Annotated in this window: 16 protein-coding genes, 1 pseudogene and 1 other annotated feature; of the genes and pseudogenes, 2 read left to right on the top strand and 15 right to left on the bottom strand. The window is 37.8% G+C overall.

Annotated features, from left to right (window positions below):
* Window positions 1–2 precede the first annotated feature (2 nt).
* The 9 genes and pseudogenes from AC3WSO_RS01295 to AC3WSO_RS01255 form a co-directional block, all read right to left on the bottom strand.
* Window positions 3–374: pseudogene (locus AC3WSO_RS01295) on the bottom strand (PAS domain S-box protein); the annotation flags it as partial.
* A gap of 105 nt (window positions 375–479) precedes the next feature.
* Window positions 480–1,007: an LOG family protein gene (locus AC3WSO_RS01290; RefSeq protein WP_492528099.1), complete on the bottom strand. Its 528-nt coding sequence runs from the start codon at window positions 1,005–1,007 to the stop codon at window positions 480–482.
* A 278-nt stretch (window positions 1,008–1,285) separates the two neighbouring features.
* A complete protein-coding gene (locus AC3WSO_RS01285) occupies window positions 1,286–1,954 on the bottom strand; it encodes a deoxynucleoside kinase (RefSeq protein ID WP_492528097.1) in 669 nt (222 codons plus the stop codon).
* Window positions 1,951–2,589 carry a deoxynucleoside kinase gene (locus AC3WSO_RS01280; protein ID WP_492528095.1) on the bottom strand — a complete coding sequence of 213 codons (639 nt, stop codon included), beginning with the start codon at window positions 2,587–2,589 and terminating at the stop codon, window positions 1,951–1,953. Before AC3WSO_RS01280 ends, AC3WSO_RS01285 begins: the two co-directional genes overlap by 4 nt.
* Before the next feature lie 180 nt (window positions 2,590–2,769).
* Window positions 2,770–5,181, bottom strand: coding sequence for a heavy metal translocating P-type ATPase (locus tag AC3WSO_RS01275; RefSeq protein ID WP_492528093.1), 2,412 nt, complete (start codon window positions 5,179–5,181; stop codon window positions 2,770–2,772).
* 81 nt (window positions 5,182–5,262) lie between these two features.
* On the bottom strand, window positions 5,263–5,469 hold the full coding sequence (copZ, locus tag AC3WSO_RS01270; RefSeq protein ID WP_068986807.1) for a copper chaperone CopZ: 207 nt from the start codon (window positions 5,467–5,469) through the stop codon (window positions 5,263–5,265).
* Window positions 5,470–5,530: 61 nt separating this feature from the next.
* Window positions 5,531–5,863 (bottom strand): metal-sensitive transcriptional regulator, encoded by a 333-nt coding sequence (locus tag AC3WSO_RS01265; protein ID WP_492528091.1) that lies wholly within the window; start codon window positions 5,861–5,863, stop codon window positions 5,531–5,533.
* A gap of 81 nt (window positions 5,864–5,944) precedes the next feature.
* Window positions 5,945–6,892 carry a cation diffusion facilitator family transporter gene (locus AC3WSO_RS01260; RefSeq protein WP_492528089.1) on the bottom strand — a complete coding sequence of 316 codons (948 nt, stop codon included), beginning with the start codon at window positions 6,890–6,892 and terminating at the stop codon, window positions 5,945–5,947.
* A gap of 20 nt (window positions 6,893–6,912) precedes the next feature.
* Window positions 6,913–7,248 carry an ArsR/SmtB family transcription factor gene (locus AC3WSO_RS01255; protein WP_492528087.1) on the bottom strand — a complete coding sequence of 112 codons (336 nt, stop codon included), beginning with the start codon at window positions 7,246–7,248 and terminating at the stop codon, window positions 6,913–6,915.
* Window positions 7,249–7,465: 217 nt separating this feature from the next.
* Between AC3WSO_RS01255 and tadA the strand changes: the two genes are divergently transcribed.
* On the top strand, window positions 7,466–7,984 hold the full coding sequence (tadA, locus tag AC3WSO_RS01250) for a tRNA adenosine(34) deaminase TadA (protein ID WP_492528085.1): 519 nt from the start codon (window positions 7,466–7,468) through the stop codon (window positions 7,982–7,984).
* 79 nt (window positions 7,985–8,063) lie between these two features.
* Here tadA and serS read toward each other — a convergent pair whose 3' ends face one another.
* The 3 genes from serS to pdxS form a co-directional block, all read right to left on the bottom strand.
* The gene (gene serS / locus AC3WSO_RS01245; RefSeq protein WP_492528083.1) at window positions 8,064–9,344 is read right to left on the bottom strand and encodes a serine--tRNA ligase; all 1,281 of its coding nucleotides are present in this window, start codon (window positions 9,342–9,344) and stop codon (window positions 8,064–8,066) included.
* A gap of 70 nt (window positions 9,345–9,414) precedes the next feature.
* Window positions 9,415–9,638: a binding site (T-box leader), on the bottom strand.
* 49 nt (window positions 9,639–9,687) lie between these two features.
* On the bottom strand, window positions 9,688–10,251 hold the full coding sequence (gene pdxT / locus AC3WSO_RS01240) for a pyridoxal 5'-phosphate synthase glutaminase subunit PdxT (RefSeq protein WP_492528081.1): 564 nt from the start codon (window positions 10,249–10,251) through the stop codon (window positions 9,688–9,690).
* Between the two features lies 1 nt (window position 10,252).
* The gene (pdxS, locus tag AC3WSO_RS01235) at window positions 10,253–11,137 is read right to left on the bottom strand and encodes a pyridoxal 5'-phosphate synthase lyase subunit PdxS (protein ID WP_197143171.1); all 885 of its coding nucleotides are present in this window, start codon (window positions 11,135–11,137) and stop codon (window positions 10,253–10,255) included.
* Between the two features lie 105 nt (window positions 11,138–11,242).
* Here pdxS and pdxR point away from each other — a divergent pair, with 105 nt between their 5' ends.
* Window positions 11,243–12,667: a MocR-like pyridoxine biosynthesis transcription factor PdxR gene (pdxR, locus tag AC3WSO_RS01230; RefSeq protein WP_492528079.1), complete on the top strand. Its 1,425-nt coding sequence runs from the start codon at window positions 11,243–11,245 to the stop codon at window positions 12,665–12,667.
* Window positions 12,668–12,692: 25 nt separating this feature from the next.
* On the opposite strand, the gene asnB is transcribed toward pdxR, so the two are convergent.
* From asnB to guaB, 3 genes are all read right to left on the bottom strand, one after another.
* Window positions 12,693–14,531 carry an asparagine synthase (glutamine-hydrolyzing) gene (asnB, locus tag AC3WSO_RS01225; RefSeq protein ID WP_492528077.1) on the bottom strand — a complete coding sequence of 613 codons (1,839 nt, stop codon included), beginning with the start codon at window positions 14,529–14,531 and terminating at the stop codon, window positions 12,693–12,695.
* A gap of 102 nt (window positions 14,532–14,633) precedes the next feature.
* A complete protein-coding gene (locus AC3WSO_RS01220) occupies window positions 14,634–15,965 on the bottom strand; it encodes a D-alanyl-D-alanine carboxypeptidase family protein (protein WP_492528075.1) in 1,332 nt (443 codons plus the stop codon).
* A gap of 141 nt (window positions 15,966–16,106) precedes the next feature.
* Window positions 16,107–17,570, bottom strand: a complete 1,464-nt coding sequence (gene guaB, locus AC3WSO_RS01215) for an IMP dehydrogenase (protein ID WP_197143168.1) — start codon at window positions 17,568–17,570, stop codon at window positions 16,107–16,109.
* Window positions 17,571–17,733 lie beyond the last annotated feature (163 nt).

Here is a 17,733-nt window from a genome sequence, read left to right as displayed (position 1 = left end):
TCAGTAATATTTGTTGCCATTTTCGATACACCAATCACCCTTCTTGAATTATTAGCAAAGACAGGCATATAAGTAGCCTCAAGCCAAATTCTATTACCTCTTGCATCCATTCTTTCAATTTTACCCTGATAGCTATTACCAGCAGCTAAGTTTATCCAAAACTTTCCGTATTCTATACTATTCGCAAATTCCGGTAAACAAAAATCCTTATGATCTTTCCCTATCATTTCTTCAACTTTATAGCCTAATGTTTTAGCAAAAAGTTCATTTACATAGGCAACTTTATGGTCCATATCAAAACGGATAATGGCTATATTCCGTTCAATTGCCAACACTACTTGATCATCGGTAACTTTTGTATCTATTGCCTGCATGACCTACACCTCTTTCATTGTATTAGTGAACCAAAATTTTATAGTAATGATCCTAACAAAAATATTTATACAGATTATTTATTGCAGAAAAAACATGGGCATATATTACCCATGTTTTTTTAATAAATTTAATACTTCCTCCGATGTAGTAGCTACAAGAATAAGTGGTTGTTGTTCTGTTCGTATAAAACCTTCCTCAAGCATTTTCTGAAAGTGTTGTAAAATCGCATCATAAAAGCTATTTACATTATATAGGATTACAGGCTTTTCATGTAATCCTATTTGTGCCCACGTAAATACCTCAAAATATTCATCCATTGTTCCACCACCACCTGGTAAAGCTATAAAAGCATCTGCTAACTCTACCATTTTGGCTTTACGTACATGCATAGACTCCACAAAATGAATTTCTGTTAACGAGGCATGTGCTATTTCCCGCTTCTGCAAATGAGTTGGCATCACGCCTATAACCTCTCCGCCACCTTTTAATACTGCATCTGCTACTTTTCCCATCAGTCCTGTTTTCGATCCACCATAAACAACACCATGACCATTTTGAGCTAATACAGTTCCTAATTCGGCTGCCCTCTCTGCATAAATTGGATTTATGCCTAAGCCTGAACCACAATACACTGCTATTCTTATAACAATCCCTCCTACCCAAAAGACGTGACACAATAGCTACATATTGTCTCACGTCTTTTGATCATTTATTTTCTTCAATTGCTGTTTCTGCCCGGCGAATCGCTTTCGGCCAGAACGCAAAGCTTTCCTTACTTTATATTACATTTTTAAGCATAGTTTATTTCTTATTTACGTAAATGACTTGTTTGTGCCTGTCGCTCCGCTTTCGGCCAGAACAAAAATTTATCTTCCTATTGTTTTAGAAATATAAGCTTTAGCAAAACCTTTTATTTACGTAAATGACTTGTTTGTTTTAACATATGACTGATACGGCTCACTATTGATTCAATTGCTTCAGGATTTTTTAATAAATCATAATCATTAATATCTAAACGTAGAACCGGGCAGGAATTAAAATTATTGATCCAGCTCTCATAGCGATCATGCATTTCAATCCAGTAATCATGCGGTGTTTGTTGCTCCATTGAACGTCCACGCTCTTGGATACGACCAATTACATCATCAATTGGCCCCTCTAGATAAACAAGTAAATCTGGATGAGGGAAGTACGGTGTCATCACCATCGCATCAAATAAATTTGTATACGTCTCATAATCTGTTGGGCTCATTGTACCTTTGTCATAATGCATCTTCGCAAAAATCCCTGTATCTTCGTAGATTGAGCGATCTTGAATAAACCCGCCGCCATATTCAAAGATTCGCTTCTGCTCCTTAAAACGCTCAGCTAAAAAATACACTTGTAAATGGAAGCTCCATTTTTCAAAGTCCTCATAAAATTTATCTAAATATGGATTCGTGTCCACCTTTTCAAAAGACGTACGGAAATTTAGCGCCTCTGCCAACGCTTTTGTCATCGTTGATTTCCCTACACCAACCGTACCAGCGATTGTAATGACCGTTTGTGGTGGAATATCGTATTTCTCTCTCAAATTCATTGTTGCAAACTCCTTTGTTGTAACGTGTCCTTTATTGTTTGTAAAACATATGTCAAATCATTTGGATTTTTTACGAAATCAAGCTGATCACCATTAAATCGAATAATAGGAATTTCAGGATGCATTTTCTCAAAATGCTCGATAAAAGAATGATAATCTGCCACCAGTTGCTCCATGTAATCTCGCGAAATCATTTTTTCAAATTCACGACCACGCATCGCAATACGTTTCATCAACGTATCTACACTGGCATGTAAATAAACAACTACATTAGGTACAGGCATATCTTTCGTTAATATTTTATAGATTTCCTCGTATTTATCATACTCAATTGATGCCAATGTACGCTTTGCAAATATTAAATTTTTAAAAATGTGGTAGTCCGCTACAACAGGTTTATCATGCGTTAAACGGAAACTTTTTATATCCGATAATTGTTTATAGCGATTACATAAGAAGAACATTTCCGTTTGGAAGCTCCATTCTTCAATGTTTTCATAAAACTTATTTAGAAAAGGGTTTTCGTCTACTATTTCTTTTAATAGATGGTAATTAAATGCCGCCGCAATCTCTTTCGATAAAGAGGTTTTACCAACACCAATCGGACCTTCTACCGTAACAAATGGAACCGTCACCAGAAGCTCCTCCTTTATGTTCTATGGATTCTATCATCACTTTCCTCGTCCTCGAGGTTTTTTATAATCAGTGCTTTTCATTGTATCATAGTGAAAAAATGAAAAACAGAATCAAACTATTTCTCTCTATAAAATAGGCGACAAAAAAATAGACCCACCATAGTGGATCTATTTTTAAACTTATAATTTAACTCGCTGTAAACGCAGTGCATTTAATACAACAGATACTGAACTAAACGCCATTGCTGCACCTGCTACCCATGGAGCTAGTAAACCGACTGCAGCAATTGGAATACCTAATGTATTGTAAGCAAATGCCCAGAATAAGTTTTGTTTAATGTTGCGCATTGTTTTACGACTCATTATGATAGCATCCGCGATACTATTTAAATCGCCACGAATTAGTGTAATATCCGCTGCTTCCATAGCCACGTCAGTACCGGTCCCTATCGCCATCCCAATATTAGCTGTCGCTAGTGCCGGCGCATCATTAATACCATCCCCAACCATCGCCACTTTTTTACCTTGAGCTTGCAGTTTTTTCACTTCATCTGCTTTGCCTTCCGGAAGAACTTCAGCAATCACATGATTCACACCAACTTCTGCTCCGATTGCTTGTGCTGTACGTTCATTATCACCAGTCATCATAATGACTGTAATACCCATTTCTTGTAGACGACTAACCGCTTCTTTTGAAGTATCTTTTACTGTATCAGCAACTGCTACTAGACCAGCATACTGACCGTTAATCGCAGCTAACATAGCAGTTTTACCGTTTTCCTCTAAATGCTCCATTGTTGGTAGAATATCATTAATATGAATACCGTATTGTTGCATCAATTTACGAGTGCCAATAACAACTCCTTGACCAGATACAGTCGCTTGCACACCGTAACCTGGTATTGCTTCAAAAAATTGAACATCTCCTAGGTCAATTCCGCGATCAGTAATTCCTTGAACAATTGCTTCTGCTAACGGATGCTCGGATTGCTTCTCTGCTGCACCAATTAACGATAAAAATTGTGCCTCGTCTTGATTCGCCGCTAATACAACATCCGTTAATACAGGTTTGCCGTGTGTTACTGTACCTGTTTTATCAACAACTACTGTATCGATGCTTTGTGTTTGCTCTAAATGCTCTCCACCTTTAAATAAAATACCAAATTCCGCAGCACGGCCAGAGCCTGCCATAATCGATGTTGGCGTTGCTAATCCAAGCGCACATGGACAAGCGATAACAAGTACTGCAATTAATACTTCTAGTGCAGGTGTAAATTCACCTGGTCGCACCCAAATAATCCAGATTAAAAACGCTACAATCGCAATACCAACAACGATTGGTACAAAAATACCTGAAATTTGGTCTGCTAAGCGTTGTATCGGCGCTTTTGAGCCTTGTGCATCTTCTACAACTTTAATAATTTGAGCTAAGGCTGTATCGCGACCAACTTTAGTTGCCGTCATTTTAATAAAACCATTTTTATTAATAGTGGAACCAAATAATAAATCGCCTTGCTTTTTATCAACAGGTAAACTTTCTCCCGTTAACATCGATTCATCGACAGCTGTTGTTCCTTCTAACACTTCACCATCGACAGGGATTTTTTCACCAGGTTTCACTAAAATAATGTCGCCAATGACTACTTCTTCTAATGGTACTTCTTTTTCTACACCGTCACGAACAACGATGGCCGTTTTTGCCTGAAGGCCCATTAGCTTTTTGATTGCTTCAGAAGAGCGGCCCTTCGCTTTTGCTTCAAATAATTTACCTAATAAAATTAAAGTAATTAATACGGCACTCGTTTCAAAATATAGATGAGGGGCATGATGTGACCCTGTAGTAATAATGGCTTGATATAAACTATAAAAATATGCTGCAGAGGTACCCATCACTACAAGTACATCCATATTGGCACTACCATTGCGTAAAGCTTTGTATGCCCCAACATAAAATTGCTTCCCGATAATAAATTGAACGGGAGTGGCCAACACCATTTGTACCCACGGATTCATTAAAAATTCGGGAACATATAAAAATGATGTAAATGAAAAGTGTCCTACCATCGTCCAAAGTAATGGTAATGAAAGAATGGCAGAGAAAATAAATTTTTGCTGCTGTTGCTTGATGGCCTGTTCTCGATGATCTATTGTCTCTTGCTCATCCGCTTTTTGACGCGCTTCATATCCTAATTTTTCAACCTTCGCAATCATATCTGCAATCGTCACCTCAGATGGGTTAAACTCTATAGTTGCTTTTTCGAGCGCTAAGTTTACGTTCGCAGAGGATACACCTGCTAGTTTATTTAAGCCCTTTTCTATCCGTGTTGCGCAGGCCGCACATGTCATACCTGTAATATCGAATTCAGTTTTTTGTTTAACGACACCATAACCAAGTGCTTCAATTTTCTTTTCAAAGTCTTCTTCATTTAGTTTTGTCGGATCGTATTTAATGGACGATTTTTCAAGAGCTAAATTAACCGTCGCTTGTTCTACACCATCCATTTTATTTAAACCTTTTTCTATACGAGTTGCACAGGCCGCACATGTCATACCTGTAATTTGCAAATTCGCTTCCTTTATTTCTGAACTCATGATCATTTCTCCTCCCTACATACCAACAGGGGGTATGTTTAATTGAAAATAATAGAGTGCTACTTGAGCACCCTATTTATATTATTTAACGTCATAGCCTTGATCGTCGATTGTTTCTTTAATTTGATCTAGAGATACTTGTGTTTCATCAAATGCTACATCTACTAAACCATCAGCTAAGTTTACTTTTACTTGTTCAACGCCTGCTAAAGCTCCAACACTTTTCTCCACTGAGTTGACACAATGTCCACATGACATTCCTTGTACATTTAATGTTACATTTTGCATAAAAATATCTCTCCTTTTATTTTATATACTATATAGGGGTATATATTTATTAAAAATTTTACTACTTCTTCATTAATTTTTGGATAGTTACTACTAATTCATCTAACACTGCTTCATCACCTTCTGATAGGCGATCTACTACACATCCCTTTAAATGACCTTCTAATAATATTTTTGCTACACTATTTAAAGCAGACTGTGTGGCAGACAGTTGCGTAATAATATCATCACAGTAAACATCTTTGTCAATCATCCCTTTAATGCCCCGGATTTGACCTTCGATTCGATTTAAACGAGTCGTTAAATCTTTTTTTACGCGTTCAGGATGATGACTTTTTCGACACGACATAGCTCCCTCTGTATGACAAGAATCCTCTTTCACTATATCCTCCATTCGATACACCTCCTACTCACACTCATCATACTATACCCACGAAGGGTATGCAAAGTGTAAAAAGAACTAAATATTTTTTTATTAATGATGATGATTCGACTGCTCAGCTTTTATTGTACATAAAATGGATTGATCATGCTTATGTGCTACTGTTTCCAACTGAATCGTTACATGCTTTATGCCCTTATGCTCAAGATTATGTTCAATTTCCCGTAATATATGCTCACCATCCGCAATTTTTAGCTGCTCATCGACAACGGCATGACAAGAAAGTGCATTTGTTCCACTTGTTATTGTCCAAATGTGTAAATCATGAATGCTATGAACGCCATTTGTTTGTACAATAATTTGTATTATTTCTTCAACGTCAACGTTTGAAGGTGTACCTTCCATGAGAACATGGACAGCAGCCTTCGTTACATAGTAGCCGCTTCTTAATACTAATGCTGCAACAATAACACTCGCAAGTGGATCAGCCCAGCCCCAGCCAAAAAACATTATTAACAGTGCGGCTATGATGGCCCCTACAGATCCAAGCATATCGCTTAATACGTGTAAATAAGCTCCACGCATATTTAAATTATCTTTTGTATCACTGCCACGCATCATAATCCATGCTACTAAAATATTTATCAAAAGACCGATTGTACTAATAACTAGCATGCCTGTTGTTGCTACTTCTGGTGGATTGGCAAAACGTTCTATTGCCTCATAGAAAATGAATAAAGCAATTAAAATTAAAGTCACACCATTTAATACCGCTGCTAAAATTTCAAATCGTTTATAACCGTATGTTTTACTATAGCTCGCAGCCTTTTCTCCAAATATAAAAGCAAGTAAAGCTATTGCTAATGAAATTGAATCACTTAACATATGTCCTGCATCGGATAAAAGAGCCAAACTATTTGTTAAATAGCCACCAATCGCTTCAACAACCATATAACTCGTAATAATAATAAATGATAAGATTAACACCTTTTTATTTGCGCCATGTGTATGGTCATGGCTGTGATCATGACTATGTCCCATTTCTTATCCCTCCATTAGTTCTAGTTATGTGCAGCATGCTCAATAGCTTGCATTAACAAATTCATAATGTGATCATCATCTTTTGAATAATATAAGGTTGTGCCTTCCCTTCTATATTTCACTAACCGTAAATTTTTCAAAAAACGTAACTGATGTGAAACTGTTGATTGGCCTAAATCTAAACTTTCAGCGATGTCGTTGACTGAATGCTCATCCGTACATAATAAGTTCAAAATGCGAATTCTTGTCGGATCACTTAAAGCTTTAAATGTTTGAGACACGACGAATAGTGTCTCTTCGTCTAAATGTTGTTCTTTGTTATTCTGAATCTCTGTATTTTGTAATTTTTTATCCATTTAGCTTACCCCTAACTTATATTTATATATGAGCATGTTTTCATATATAAATATAAATGGTTGTTTTGAATATGTCAACGTTTTAACTTCTTACATAATACAGAGGCAATGTTTATCTGTGCGAAAGCGAAGCGACAGCAACAATGTTGCCAAGACTCATTTGACAGTAGCAATTGTTAATTAAGCAAGATACACTAAATGATAAGGAGAGATCATAGTGGATATTTTTGAAACAGACCGATTGTTTATGAACAGTGCACTGGAAGAAGCTAAGAAAGCAGCTTTACTTGGGGAAGTGCCGATAGGAGCTGTGCTTGTCTACGATGGAGAGATTATTGCACGTGCTCATAATTTACGAGAAACAACACAAAACGCGACGACGCACGCTGAACTAATGGTTATTCAAGAAGCTTGTAAAAAAATAGGTAGCTGGCGTCTTGAAAAAACAACACTCTATGTGACGCTTGAACCTTGCCCTATGTGTGCAGGTGCCATTTTACAATCTCGTGTACCACGGGTTGTATATGGTGCAAGAGATATAAAAGCTGGCTGTGTAGATTCACTGTATCGTTTATTAAACGATGCACGCTTTAACCATGAATGTGAAGTAACAGAAGGAATTTTAGCTGAGGAATGTGGACAAATCTTAACCGATTTTTTCCGAGCATTACGCGAACGAAAAAAAGCCGAGAAAAAAGCGCGACAAGCTCTAATTGTTGAAAATGAAGAATTTTAATAAAAAATTCACCCTATTGGTTAAAAAGAAAAACTACTGTTGAAATTTCAACAGTAGTTTTTTCATTTCTTGACTCCAATTACTTTGGAGCAATTACTTCTTTTCCGCCCATATATGGTCTTAATACTTCAGGAATCACTACGCTTCCATCAGCTTGTTGATAGTTTTCTAAGATTGCTGCTACTGTACGGCCGATTGCAAGACCTGAGCCGTTTAATGTGTGTACATACTCTGGTTTTGCATTTGGCTCACGACGGAAGCGAATATTTGCTCGACGTGCTTGGAAATCTTCAAAGTTAGAGCATGAAGAAATTTCACGGTACATATTTTGCGCTGGAATCCAAACTTCTAAATCGTACTTTTTCGCTGCAGTAAAGCCTAAATCAGCTGTACACATTTTTAGTTTGCGGTATGGTAACCCTAATAATTGCAGTACCTTTTCAGCATGACCTGTTAATAGTTCTAATTGTTCATAAGATTCCTCTGGTTTAACAAAGCGTACTAACTCTACTTTGTTGAATTGATGTTGACGAATTAAACCACGTGTATCACGGCCCGCAGATCCTGCCTCTGAACGGAAGCAAGCACTATATGCTGCAAAGCCTTGTGGTAAAGCTTCAGCCGGTAAAATTTCATCACGGTAGAAGTTTGTCACAGGTACTTCTGCTGTTGGAATCATGAAATAATCTGTGTCAACTAATTTAAAGACATCTTCTTCAAATTTAGGTAGTTGTCCTGTACCTGTTAAGCTATCGCGATTAACAATTACAGGTGGTAGCATTTCTTCATAGCCATGCTCTTCTGCATGTAAGTCCATCATAAACGTCATTAATGCACGTTCTAAACGAGCACCAAGGCCACGATAGAATAAGAAACGACTACCCGTCACTTTTGCACCACGTTCAAAGTCTACAATTTGTAAGTCCGTAGCGATATCCCAGTGTGCTTTAATGTCAAAATCAAATGTTGGTACCTCACCCCAAGTATATTCCTCAACATTATCATCCTCTGTTGTGCCAACTGGTACAGATTCATGTGGAACGTTTGGTAAACGCATCATCATATCTTTAAAGCGATCTTCTACATCATTTAATTGGACATCTAGCTCTTTAATTTCATCGCCAACCTGACGCATACGTGCAATAACTTCATCAGCATTTTCCTTATTACGCTTCATAATAGAAATTTGCTCAGATACTTTATTGCGCTCAGCTTTAAGCTCTTCTGTTTTTGCAATTAATTCACGACGCTTTGCATCTAATTGTTCAAAATCGTCTAAGTTTCCTAAATCCTCATTACGTGTTAATAGCATTTCTTTAATTTCCGCGAAATTGTCGCGCACGCGTTTAATATCTAACATCGTCATACCTCCAGTAGATTATTAATGATGGGAAAATAGTTAGTGGGAACACAAAAAAGCCCTCATCCCCAAAAGGGACGAGAGCTACCCGCGTTGCCACCCTAATTGACTAAACACTTTGTACTTTGTCTAATCCACTTATTTCATAACGGCATTTCAGCCGGCGACAGCCTACTTCATTCACTTCGACTGCGCAACTCCAGGACGGATTCACAAGTGCTTTTATCAGCTTCCACCACCCGCTGACTCTCTAAAAAAAACGTGCTTGTTACTACTTCCCATCATCGTGTTAAGTTATTTAAATTTTATCCATACTGTACTATATGAAATGAGATTTTGCAAGTCATACCATAAAAGATACAAAATATTCAAGAATACGTGTATCTTCCGTTAATTCAGGATGGAAGGAACAACCTAATAAATGACCGTCTTTTGCTAACACGATTTTCCCGTCATGCTCCGCTAATACTTCAACACCTTCACCTACAGAAACAATATGTGGCGCGCGTATAAAGACAGCCGGAATAGCAGGACCTATTTCAGGTATGTCGAGCTTCACTTCAAAGCTATCTACTTGACGTCCATAAGAATTCCGTGCAACTACCACGTCCATTACTGCTAAATGTGATTCATAATCCACTAAGTCCTTTGCTAATAAAATCAATCCTGCACATGTTCCAAACATCGGTAAACCTTGCTTTGCAAGTGTGCGAATTGGCTCTAATAGCTCGTATCGATTCAGCAATTTGCGCATCGTTGTGCTTTCTCCACCAGGCAAGACAAGTCCATCAAGCTTCTCTAAATCACTTCTTTGTTTTACTAAGACCGCTTCGCACCCGAGAGACTCTAACGTTTGCACATGCTCTCGCACCGCGCCCTGTAATGCTAAAACACCGATTCGCTTCATTTTACCAGCCTCGCTCTTGCATACGCTCATTTTGACTAAGCTGTGCAATATCAATGCCTTTCATCGGAACACCTAACTCTTTTGAAATTTCAGCAATTAGCTTGTAGTCCTTATAATGCGTAGTAGCTTCAACAATTGCACGAGCAAATTTCTCTGGGTTTTCTGATTTAAAAATACCAGAACCAACAAATACACCGTCAGCTCCAAGCTCCATCATTAATGCTGCATCCGCTGGCGTAGCAACTCCACCTGCTGCAAAATTTACGACTGGTAAACGGCCAAGACGCTTAATTTCTCTTAATAATTCAAAAGGAGCACCAAGCAATTTAGCCTCTGTCATTAATTCGTCCTCTGTCATACCAACTACCTTACGTACTTGCGCATTCACTTTTCGAATATGGCGAACCGCCTCTACAATATTACCCGTCCCTGGTTCCCCTTTAGTTCGTAGCATAGAAGCCCCTTCACCTATGCGTCGGGCTGCTTCACCCAAATCACGGCACCCACAAACAAAAGGCACTGTATAATCACTTTTTAATAAATGAAACTCCTCATCCGCTGGCGTTAATACTTCACTTTCATCGATATAATCAACACCCATTGCCTCTAACACTCTTGCTTCTACAATATGTCCAATACGTGCTTTAGCCATTACGGGAATGGATACAGCTCCCATGACCTCCTCGACAATACGAGGATCCGCCATACGTGCAACACCACCCGCCTTACGAATGTCTGATGGTACTCGTTCTAATGCCATGACAGCTACAGCTCCTGCCGCTTCTGCAATTTTCGCCTGCTCCGCATTAATAACATCCATAATGACGCCACCCTTTTGCATTTCTGCCATCCCACGCTTAACTAATTCTGTACCTGTTTGTCTCATGATTTCTAACCTCCACCTTTATGATGAAATTTAGTATAATCGAAATTGACCATATAAAAATATCCAGTTTACTAAATAACCATAAGGTCAGGGGGATGAATGAACATGGACATGCTATTATTCCAACTAGAAAAAAATGGTGAAAAACCGCTCTATGACCAGCTCTATAGCGGCATTAAAGAAGCTATTATTTCAAAGAAAATTGCAGTAGGAGAAAAATTACCATCAAAAAGAAAATTAGCCGATTTTTTGAATATTTCTCAAACAACTATTGAAATTGCATATGCACAGCTACTTGCAGAAGGCTATATTATGTCTAAATCTCGTGTCGGTTATTTTGTAGAGGAAATTGACGAACTTCCATATATTCAGCAAGACACAATAGTTTCTTTACATGAGCAACCTAAGAAAAAATCTTATAAGATAGATTTTAATCCTGGTTCTATCGATATTGATGCCTTTCCATTTCAAACATGGCGGAAATACGCGAAAGAACTCTTTGATGATGCCTCAAAGGAATTATTATTAACAGGTGAGCCTCAGGGAGAACTATCTTTACGAACGGAGATTGCTAATTATTTATTTCAATCACGCGGGGTTGTTTGTAGTCCCGAGCAAATTGTCATTGGCTCAGGAACCGAACAGCTTCTACCAATGATATTACGCCTCTTTGGTGACGATACTTGCTTTGCGCTTGAAAACCCAGGGTATCCAGCTGTTCATCGTATGTTTTCTCAGCATAAACGAAAAGTCTATCCAATTGCGGTCGATGATGAAGGAATTGTCATCCATGAGCTCGAAAATACTAGCGCTGACGTTGTCTATATTACGCCATCACATCAATTTCCTACAGGAGCAGTATTATCGGCTACAAGACGTGCACAGGCTTTAAATTGGGCCGCACAAAGCTCCTCTCGATACATTATTGAAGATGATTACGATTCCGAATTTCGTTATACTGGAAAACCAATTCCAGCCCTTCATGCATTAGATCGAAATGATAAAGTCATTTATATGAGTACATTTACAAAATCATTAATGCCGTCCTTGCGTGTTGCATATTTTGTACTCCCATCAAAATTACTTGCTACTTATAATGATGTGTTTAATTACTATTCATCAACAGTACCTCGTTTTGATCAACATATCGTAGCTAATTTTATGCGTGATGGCCATTTTGCAAAGCATTTAAATCGTATGAGGAAGGTTTATCGAAAAAAACATGAAAAACTTACTTCTATTTTAGAAAACTATTCTAGTCAAATTAATATTACCGGTGAGCAAGCAGGAATGCATATTTTACTCGATGTACAGCATACTTTGTCCGAAAAACATTTACAGCAGCTTGCCTTCAATGCGGACATCAAAATCTATCCACTATCTGATTATCGTCTAGATCACTCTACACCCTCACAAGCTAAATTTTTACTAGGTTTTGGAGGTATACCTGTACAAGAAATTAAACCTTCAATTGAAAAGCTAATGAACTGTTGGGACATACAGAAAAAACACCGATCAACCTCACCTTAAAAGGTTGATCGGTGTTTCCGTTATATTACGATTCAATTAGTTGGATATTATATAGCTTAAACCATGTATGGATTTGGCCGAGATAAGCTAAAAGCTGTGGACCTGCCATTAATTGTCCATACCAAGGAACTTTGAAAGAACTGCCACCAGATTCAATTAGCCCTATTAGCTTCTGTCGCTCAAACAATTCATGAAGAATTGAATTTTTATCCTCCATTATTTCTCTTAGCCATTTTTGAACACCTGCTGTATAAACTGGATGATATGTTTTAGGGTACGGATTCTTTTTCCGATATAAAACTTCTTCTGGTAATAAATGTTGCATTGCCTTACGAAGCAACCCCTTTTCTAGACCGCCTAAATTTTTCATTTCCCAAGGAATATTCCACGCATATTCCACAAGTCGATGATCTGCAAACGGAACACGAACTTCAAGACTCGCCCCCATGCTCATACGGTCTTTTCGTTCCAACAATGTTTGCATAAACCATACCGTATTCAAATAAAACATTTCACGTTGCCTTACTTCCTCAATATTCTCTCCATCAAGATATGGGACTTCGGCAATTGTTTGCGAATATGCTTGTTGTGCATATGATTCAACTGTTAATTTCCTACGCCACCGCTCTTGTAACATGGTTGATCTTTCAGACAGTGAACGAATCCAAGGAAAACCTGTTGTCTTTTCTGTAAACCATGGATAACCGCCAAAAATTTCATCTGCACATTCACCAGATAGTGCAACGGTAAAGTCTTTTTTTATTTCTCGACAAAACCATAGTAACGATGAATCTACATCTGCCATCCCTGGTGAATCTCTCACAACGACAGATTCTACCAACTCATCAATTAATTGCTGCTGAGAAATTTCCTCAGCATGATGTGTTGTACTAAAGGTATCTGTCATTTTTTGAATCCAATACGTGTCTGTTGTTGTTTGAAAAGCATGTGGATTAAAGAAGCGTTCATTATCCTCATAATCTATAGAATACGTATGGAGCATGCCTTTGTTTTGTTTATGAAACCTATTTGCTGCAATTCCAGTAATAATACTGGAATCTAATCCGCCTGAAAGAAATGTACAAATGGGTACGTCTGAAACAAGCTGTCGTTCAATAGCATCCGTTAGCAAAAAACGGACATGCTCGATTGTTTCCTCTAATGACTCTTCATGTCGTTTACTTTGTAACTGCCAATACTGCCAAACTCGTATACCCTCTCTAGAGAAACGCATTGCATAACCTGGACGTAGCTCACTAATATTTTGAAAAAGTGATTTTCCGGGCATTCTAGATGGCCCTACTGCCATCATATTTGCTAGCCCTTCCGTATTAACGGTTGTTTTAATCAATGGATGAGCTAATAATGCTTTCACCTCGGATGCAAAAAGCAGGCCGTCTTGTTGTTCTGTGTAAAACAAAGGTTTTACACCTAGTCGATCTCGGCATAAAAAAAGAGATTGTGATTGTTCATCCCATATACCGAAAGCGAAAATTCCATTTAAAAAATCAACACACTGCTCTTTCCATTCAATATAAGCAGTTAATAATACTTCCGTATCTGAATGTGTTGTAAAAACATGCCCTCGATTTTGAAGCTCTTTCCTTAATTCTTCTGTATTATAAAGCTCGCCATTATATGTAATGACATAGTTTACACCATCATGTACTTTTTTCATCGGTTGCTTTCCACCGATTAAGTCTATGACAGCTAGCCGACGATGGCCAAATGCAATATGCTCACTACACCAAATATTTTCATCATCAGGCCCTCGTTTATTTAATGTTTGCGTCATTAACTTTAGAATTTCATTACTTGTTCTTAAATCCTTTTGAAAGCTAGCCCATCCTGTAATGCCACACATTTAGCCACATCCTTTCGCCTAATAGCGTATGCAGTAGAGCGAAAAAACGTGAAAAAGAACACGAGATGTTTGATAACATCTACGTGTTCTTTAAATTAATTATTAAAATAAGCCACCGACAAAGTCAGTAATGCTGCTCCATAAGTTTCCGAAGAAACTACCAACACCTTGGAAGAATAATGAGATACCACCAGCACGCTCTACAGCCTCTGTTGTGACAACATCGACTTTAAGGTCCTTACCGTCAATAAAACCGTAATCTGTGCCTTCTGAGCGCTCAATAACTACCTTTCCGACAACTGTGTCCTTCTTAACCTCTGCTTCAAGACTCTTTTTATCTAATACTAGTTTAGGTTTATATAAGTCTTTTTCAGATGACTTTACCATAAATGAAACTGGTTCTTTAACAGCAATCGCTACATTCTTTTCTTTACCTTTCGTAACTTTTACTGTTTCTTGACCTTTAAATTTATAGTTCGCTGGAATAATTTCTTGTTTCGAGAATTGTGAGAAGCCATAGTTAAGTAATTTAGCTGTTTCATCGAAGCGAGATTTTCTAGTACCTTCTCCCTTTTCATCTACAGCCTTCATAACAACAGAAATTAAACGTGTACCATTACGCGTTGCAGTACCTGTAAAGCAATGTCCAGCAAAGTCTGTTGTACCTGTTTTTAACCCGTCAACGCCTTCATATTGATTCGCTAACCCAGGTAACATATCGTTCCAGTTTCTCATTTCAATTCTATCTTCTGTACCTTCACGGAACGTCTTTTCTGCAATTTTAGACGTTTTTAATACGTCTGGGTGATCTTTTAGTAAATGATATGCTAATTTAGCTACAGATTTAGCTGGCATTACGTTTTCATCTTTTGGTCCAGTACCAGCTGGATGCATACCAAATAAATCTGCATTGTTAAGACCAGTAGAGTTTACGAATTTATAGTCTTTAAGACCAAGCTCTTCTGCTTTTTTATTCATTAGTTTTATAAACTCAGTTTCAGTACCTGCAATTGTTTCCGCAATAGCCACTGTAGCAGCATTTGCAGAGTAAATAGCCATCGCCTCATACAATTCGCGAATTGTGTAAGTTCCATCCCTACGTAATGGTACATTACTTAACGCACGGTTTTGAGAAATTTTATACGTATAATCAGTTACGTGATATTCCTGATCCCACTTAACTGTACCTGCATCAATCGCGTCCAATAACAAGTATTCAGTCATCATTTTTGTCATACTCGCAATACCTAGTGAAGTATCTGCATTTTGCTCATATAAAATTTTACCTGAATCTGCGTCAATTAAAATCGCAGCATCCACTTTTAACCCTAAATCTGTTTCTGCATTTGCCTTCGCAGGAACACCTGCCAAAACACTTAATAACAAAACAGGAATTAGGAGTATGCGAATGACAGTGTTCATTGTCTTTTTCACCTTTAAAACCCTCCAAAAAATATTCTTGTCCTCGACATTTTATCATATATAGTAATGTCCGTGCGCACTCTCTATCATAAAAAAATGCTCTCGTGTCATCTTTGTAGACGATTCGAGAGCATAAAAGTTGCTAGTAATATATTACATCGAATAGTTTGGTGATTCTTTTGTGATTTGTACATCATGTGGATGTGATTCACGTAGACCTGCACCTGTCATACGAACAAATTGAGCATTTTCACGTAAGAACTCAAGGTTAGCTGAACCGCAATAGCCCATACCTGCACGAATACCACCGATTAGTTGATAAATTGTATCTGCTAGTGGTCCTTTGTATGGAAGGCGACCTTCAATACCTTCAGGTACTAATTTTTTCGCATCCTCTTGGAAGTAACGATCTTTTGAACCTTTTTCCATAGCTCCAATTGAACCCATACCACGGTAAACCTTGAAGCGACGCCCTTGGAAGATTTCAGTTTCACCAGGAGATTCAGAAGTACCTGCAAGAAGTGAACCAAGCATTACAACATTACCACCCGCTGCAAGAGCTTTTACGATGTCACCAGAATATTTAATGCCTCCATCAGCAATAATTGTTTTCCCAAGTTCACGTGCTACTGTTGCACAATCGTAAACAGCTGTAATTTGTGGTACTCCTACACCAGCTACGACACGAGTTGTACAAATAGATCCTGGTCCAATACCAACTTTCACTACATCAGCACCAGCCTCAAATAATGCGCGTGCACCTTCAGCTGTTGCCACGTTTCCAGCGATAATTTCAAGCTCTGGATAAGATTCACGGATAGAGCGAATTGTTTGTAATACACCCTCAGAATGGCCGTGAGCTGTATCGATTACTACGATGTCTACTTGTGCTTCAACAAGCTTTTCAATACGTATCATCGTATCTTTTGAAACACCAACTGCTGCCCCTACTAATAAACGACCATGTATGTCTTTTGCAGCGTTAGGGAACTCAATTACCTTTTCGATATCCTTAATTGTAATTAATCCTGTTAATTTACCTTCTTCATCTACAATTGGTAACTTTTCGATTTTATATTGTTGAAGAATCTTTTCAGCATCCTCTAGAGTCGTTCCAACAGGTGCTGTAATTAAATCTTCTTTTGTCATAACATCTTCAATTTTTAAAGAATAGTCAGAAATAAAGCGTAAGTCGCGGTTTGTAATAATCCCTACTAGCTTTTGGTTTTCCATGCTATCAACGATTGGTACACCAGAAATTCGGTATTTGCCCATTAAATGCTCAGCATCGAATACTTGGTGAGTCGGAGTTAAGAAGAATGGGTTTGTAATAACACCATTTTCAGAACGTTTTACTTTTTCTACTTGCTCAGCTTGCTCATCAAGCGACATGTTCTTATGGATAATACCGATGCCACCTTGACGTGCCATAGCAATCGCCATTTTAGATTCTGTAACTGTATCCATGCCTGCGCTGATCATTGGAATATTTAATTTAATCTTCGGTGTTAGTTGAACTGATAAATCAACATCTTTCGGTAATACTTCTGAATGAGCTGGTACTAATAATACATCATCAAAAGTTAAACCTTCTTTGGCAAATTTAGTTTCCCACATTTTCGTAACGTCCTCCTATAGTTAAAAGAATATTAATTGTAAGATTAACAACGTGCTAAGCTACTGTCAAGAAACTTATAAAAGAAAGACAATTCAGATTTTTGTAAGCGTCATCTCTAACAGAGTTTTCTTCCTTTTTTATACTGGAGAAAATATAATTTTT

The sequence above is a fragment of the Lysinibacillus sp. EB106-09-02-XG168 genome (assembly GCF_058791475.1).
Note: the sequence above shows the minus strand (reverse complement) of the source record. Positions and strands in the feature narration are given on the sequence as shown.

What these genes read in the sequence shown, in the direction of transcription:
- AC3WSO_RS01285 (WP_492528097.1), bottom strand. Translation starts at nt 1,954, where the DNA reads ATGAATTTGAGAGAGAAATACGATATTCCACCACAAACGGTCATTACA.
- AC3WSO_RS01275 (WP_492528093.1), bottom strand. Translation starts at nt 5,181, where the DNA reads ATGAGTTCAGAAATAAAGGAAGCGAATTTGCAAATTACAGGTATGACA.
- copZ (WP_068986807.1), bottom strand. Translation starts at nt 5,469, where the DNA reads ATGCAAAATGTAACATTAAATGTACAAGGAATGTCATGTGGACATTGT.
- AC3WSO_RS01265 (WP_492528091.1), bottom strand. Translation starts at nt 5,863, where the DNA reads ATGGAGGATATAGTGAAAGAGGATTCTTGTCATACAGAGGGAGCTATG.
- AC3WSO_RS01260 (WP_492528089.1), bottom strand. Translation starts at nt 6,892, where the DNA reads ATGGGACATAGTCATGATCACAGCCATGACCATACACATGGCGCAAAT.
- AC3WSO_RS01255 (WP_492528087.1), bottom strand. Translation starts at nt 7,248, where the DNA reads ATGGATAAAAAATTACAAAATACAGAGATTCAGAATAACAAAGAACAA.
- serS (WP_492528083.1), bottom strand. Translation starts at nt 9,344, where the DNA reads ATGTTAGATATTAAACGCGTGCGCGACAATTTCGCGGAAATTAAAGAA.
- pdxT (WP_492528081.1), bottom strand. Translation starts at nt 10,251, where the DNA reads ATGAAGCGAATCGGTGTTTTAGCATTACAGGGCGCGGTGCGAGAGCAT.
- pdxS (WP_197143171.1), bottom strand. Translation starts at nt 11,137, where the DNA reads ATGAGACAAACAGGTACAGAATTAGTTAAGCGTGGGATGGCAGAAATG.
- pdxR (WP_492528079.1), top strand. Translation starts at nt 11,243, where the DNA reads ATGGACATGCTATTATTCCAACTAGAAAAAAATGGTGAAAAACCGCTC.
- asnB (WP_492528077.1), bottom strand. Translation starts at nt 14,531, where the DNA reads ATGTGTGGCATTACAGGATGGGCTAGCTTTCAAAAGGATTTAAGAACA.
- guaB (WP_197143168.1), bottom strand. Translation starts at nt 17,570, where the DNA reads ATGTGGGAAACTAAATTTGCCAAAGAAGGTTTAACTTTTGATGATGTA.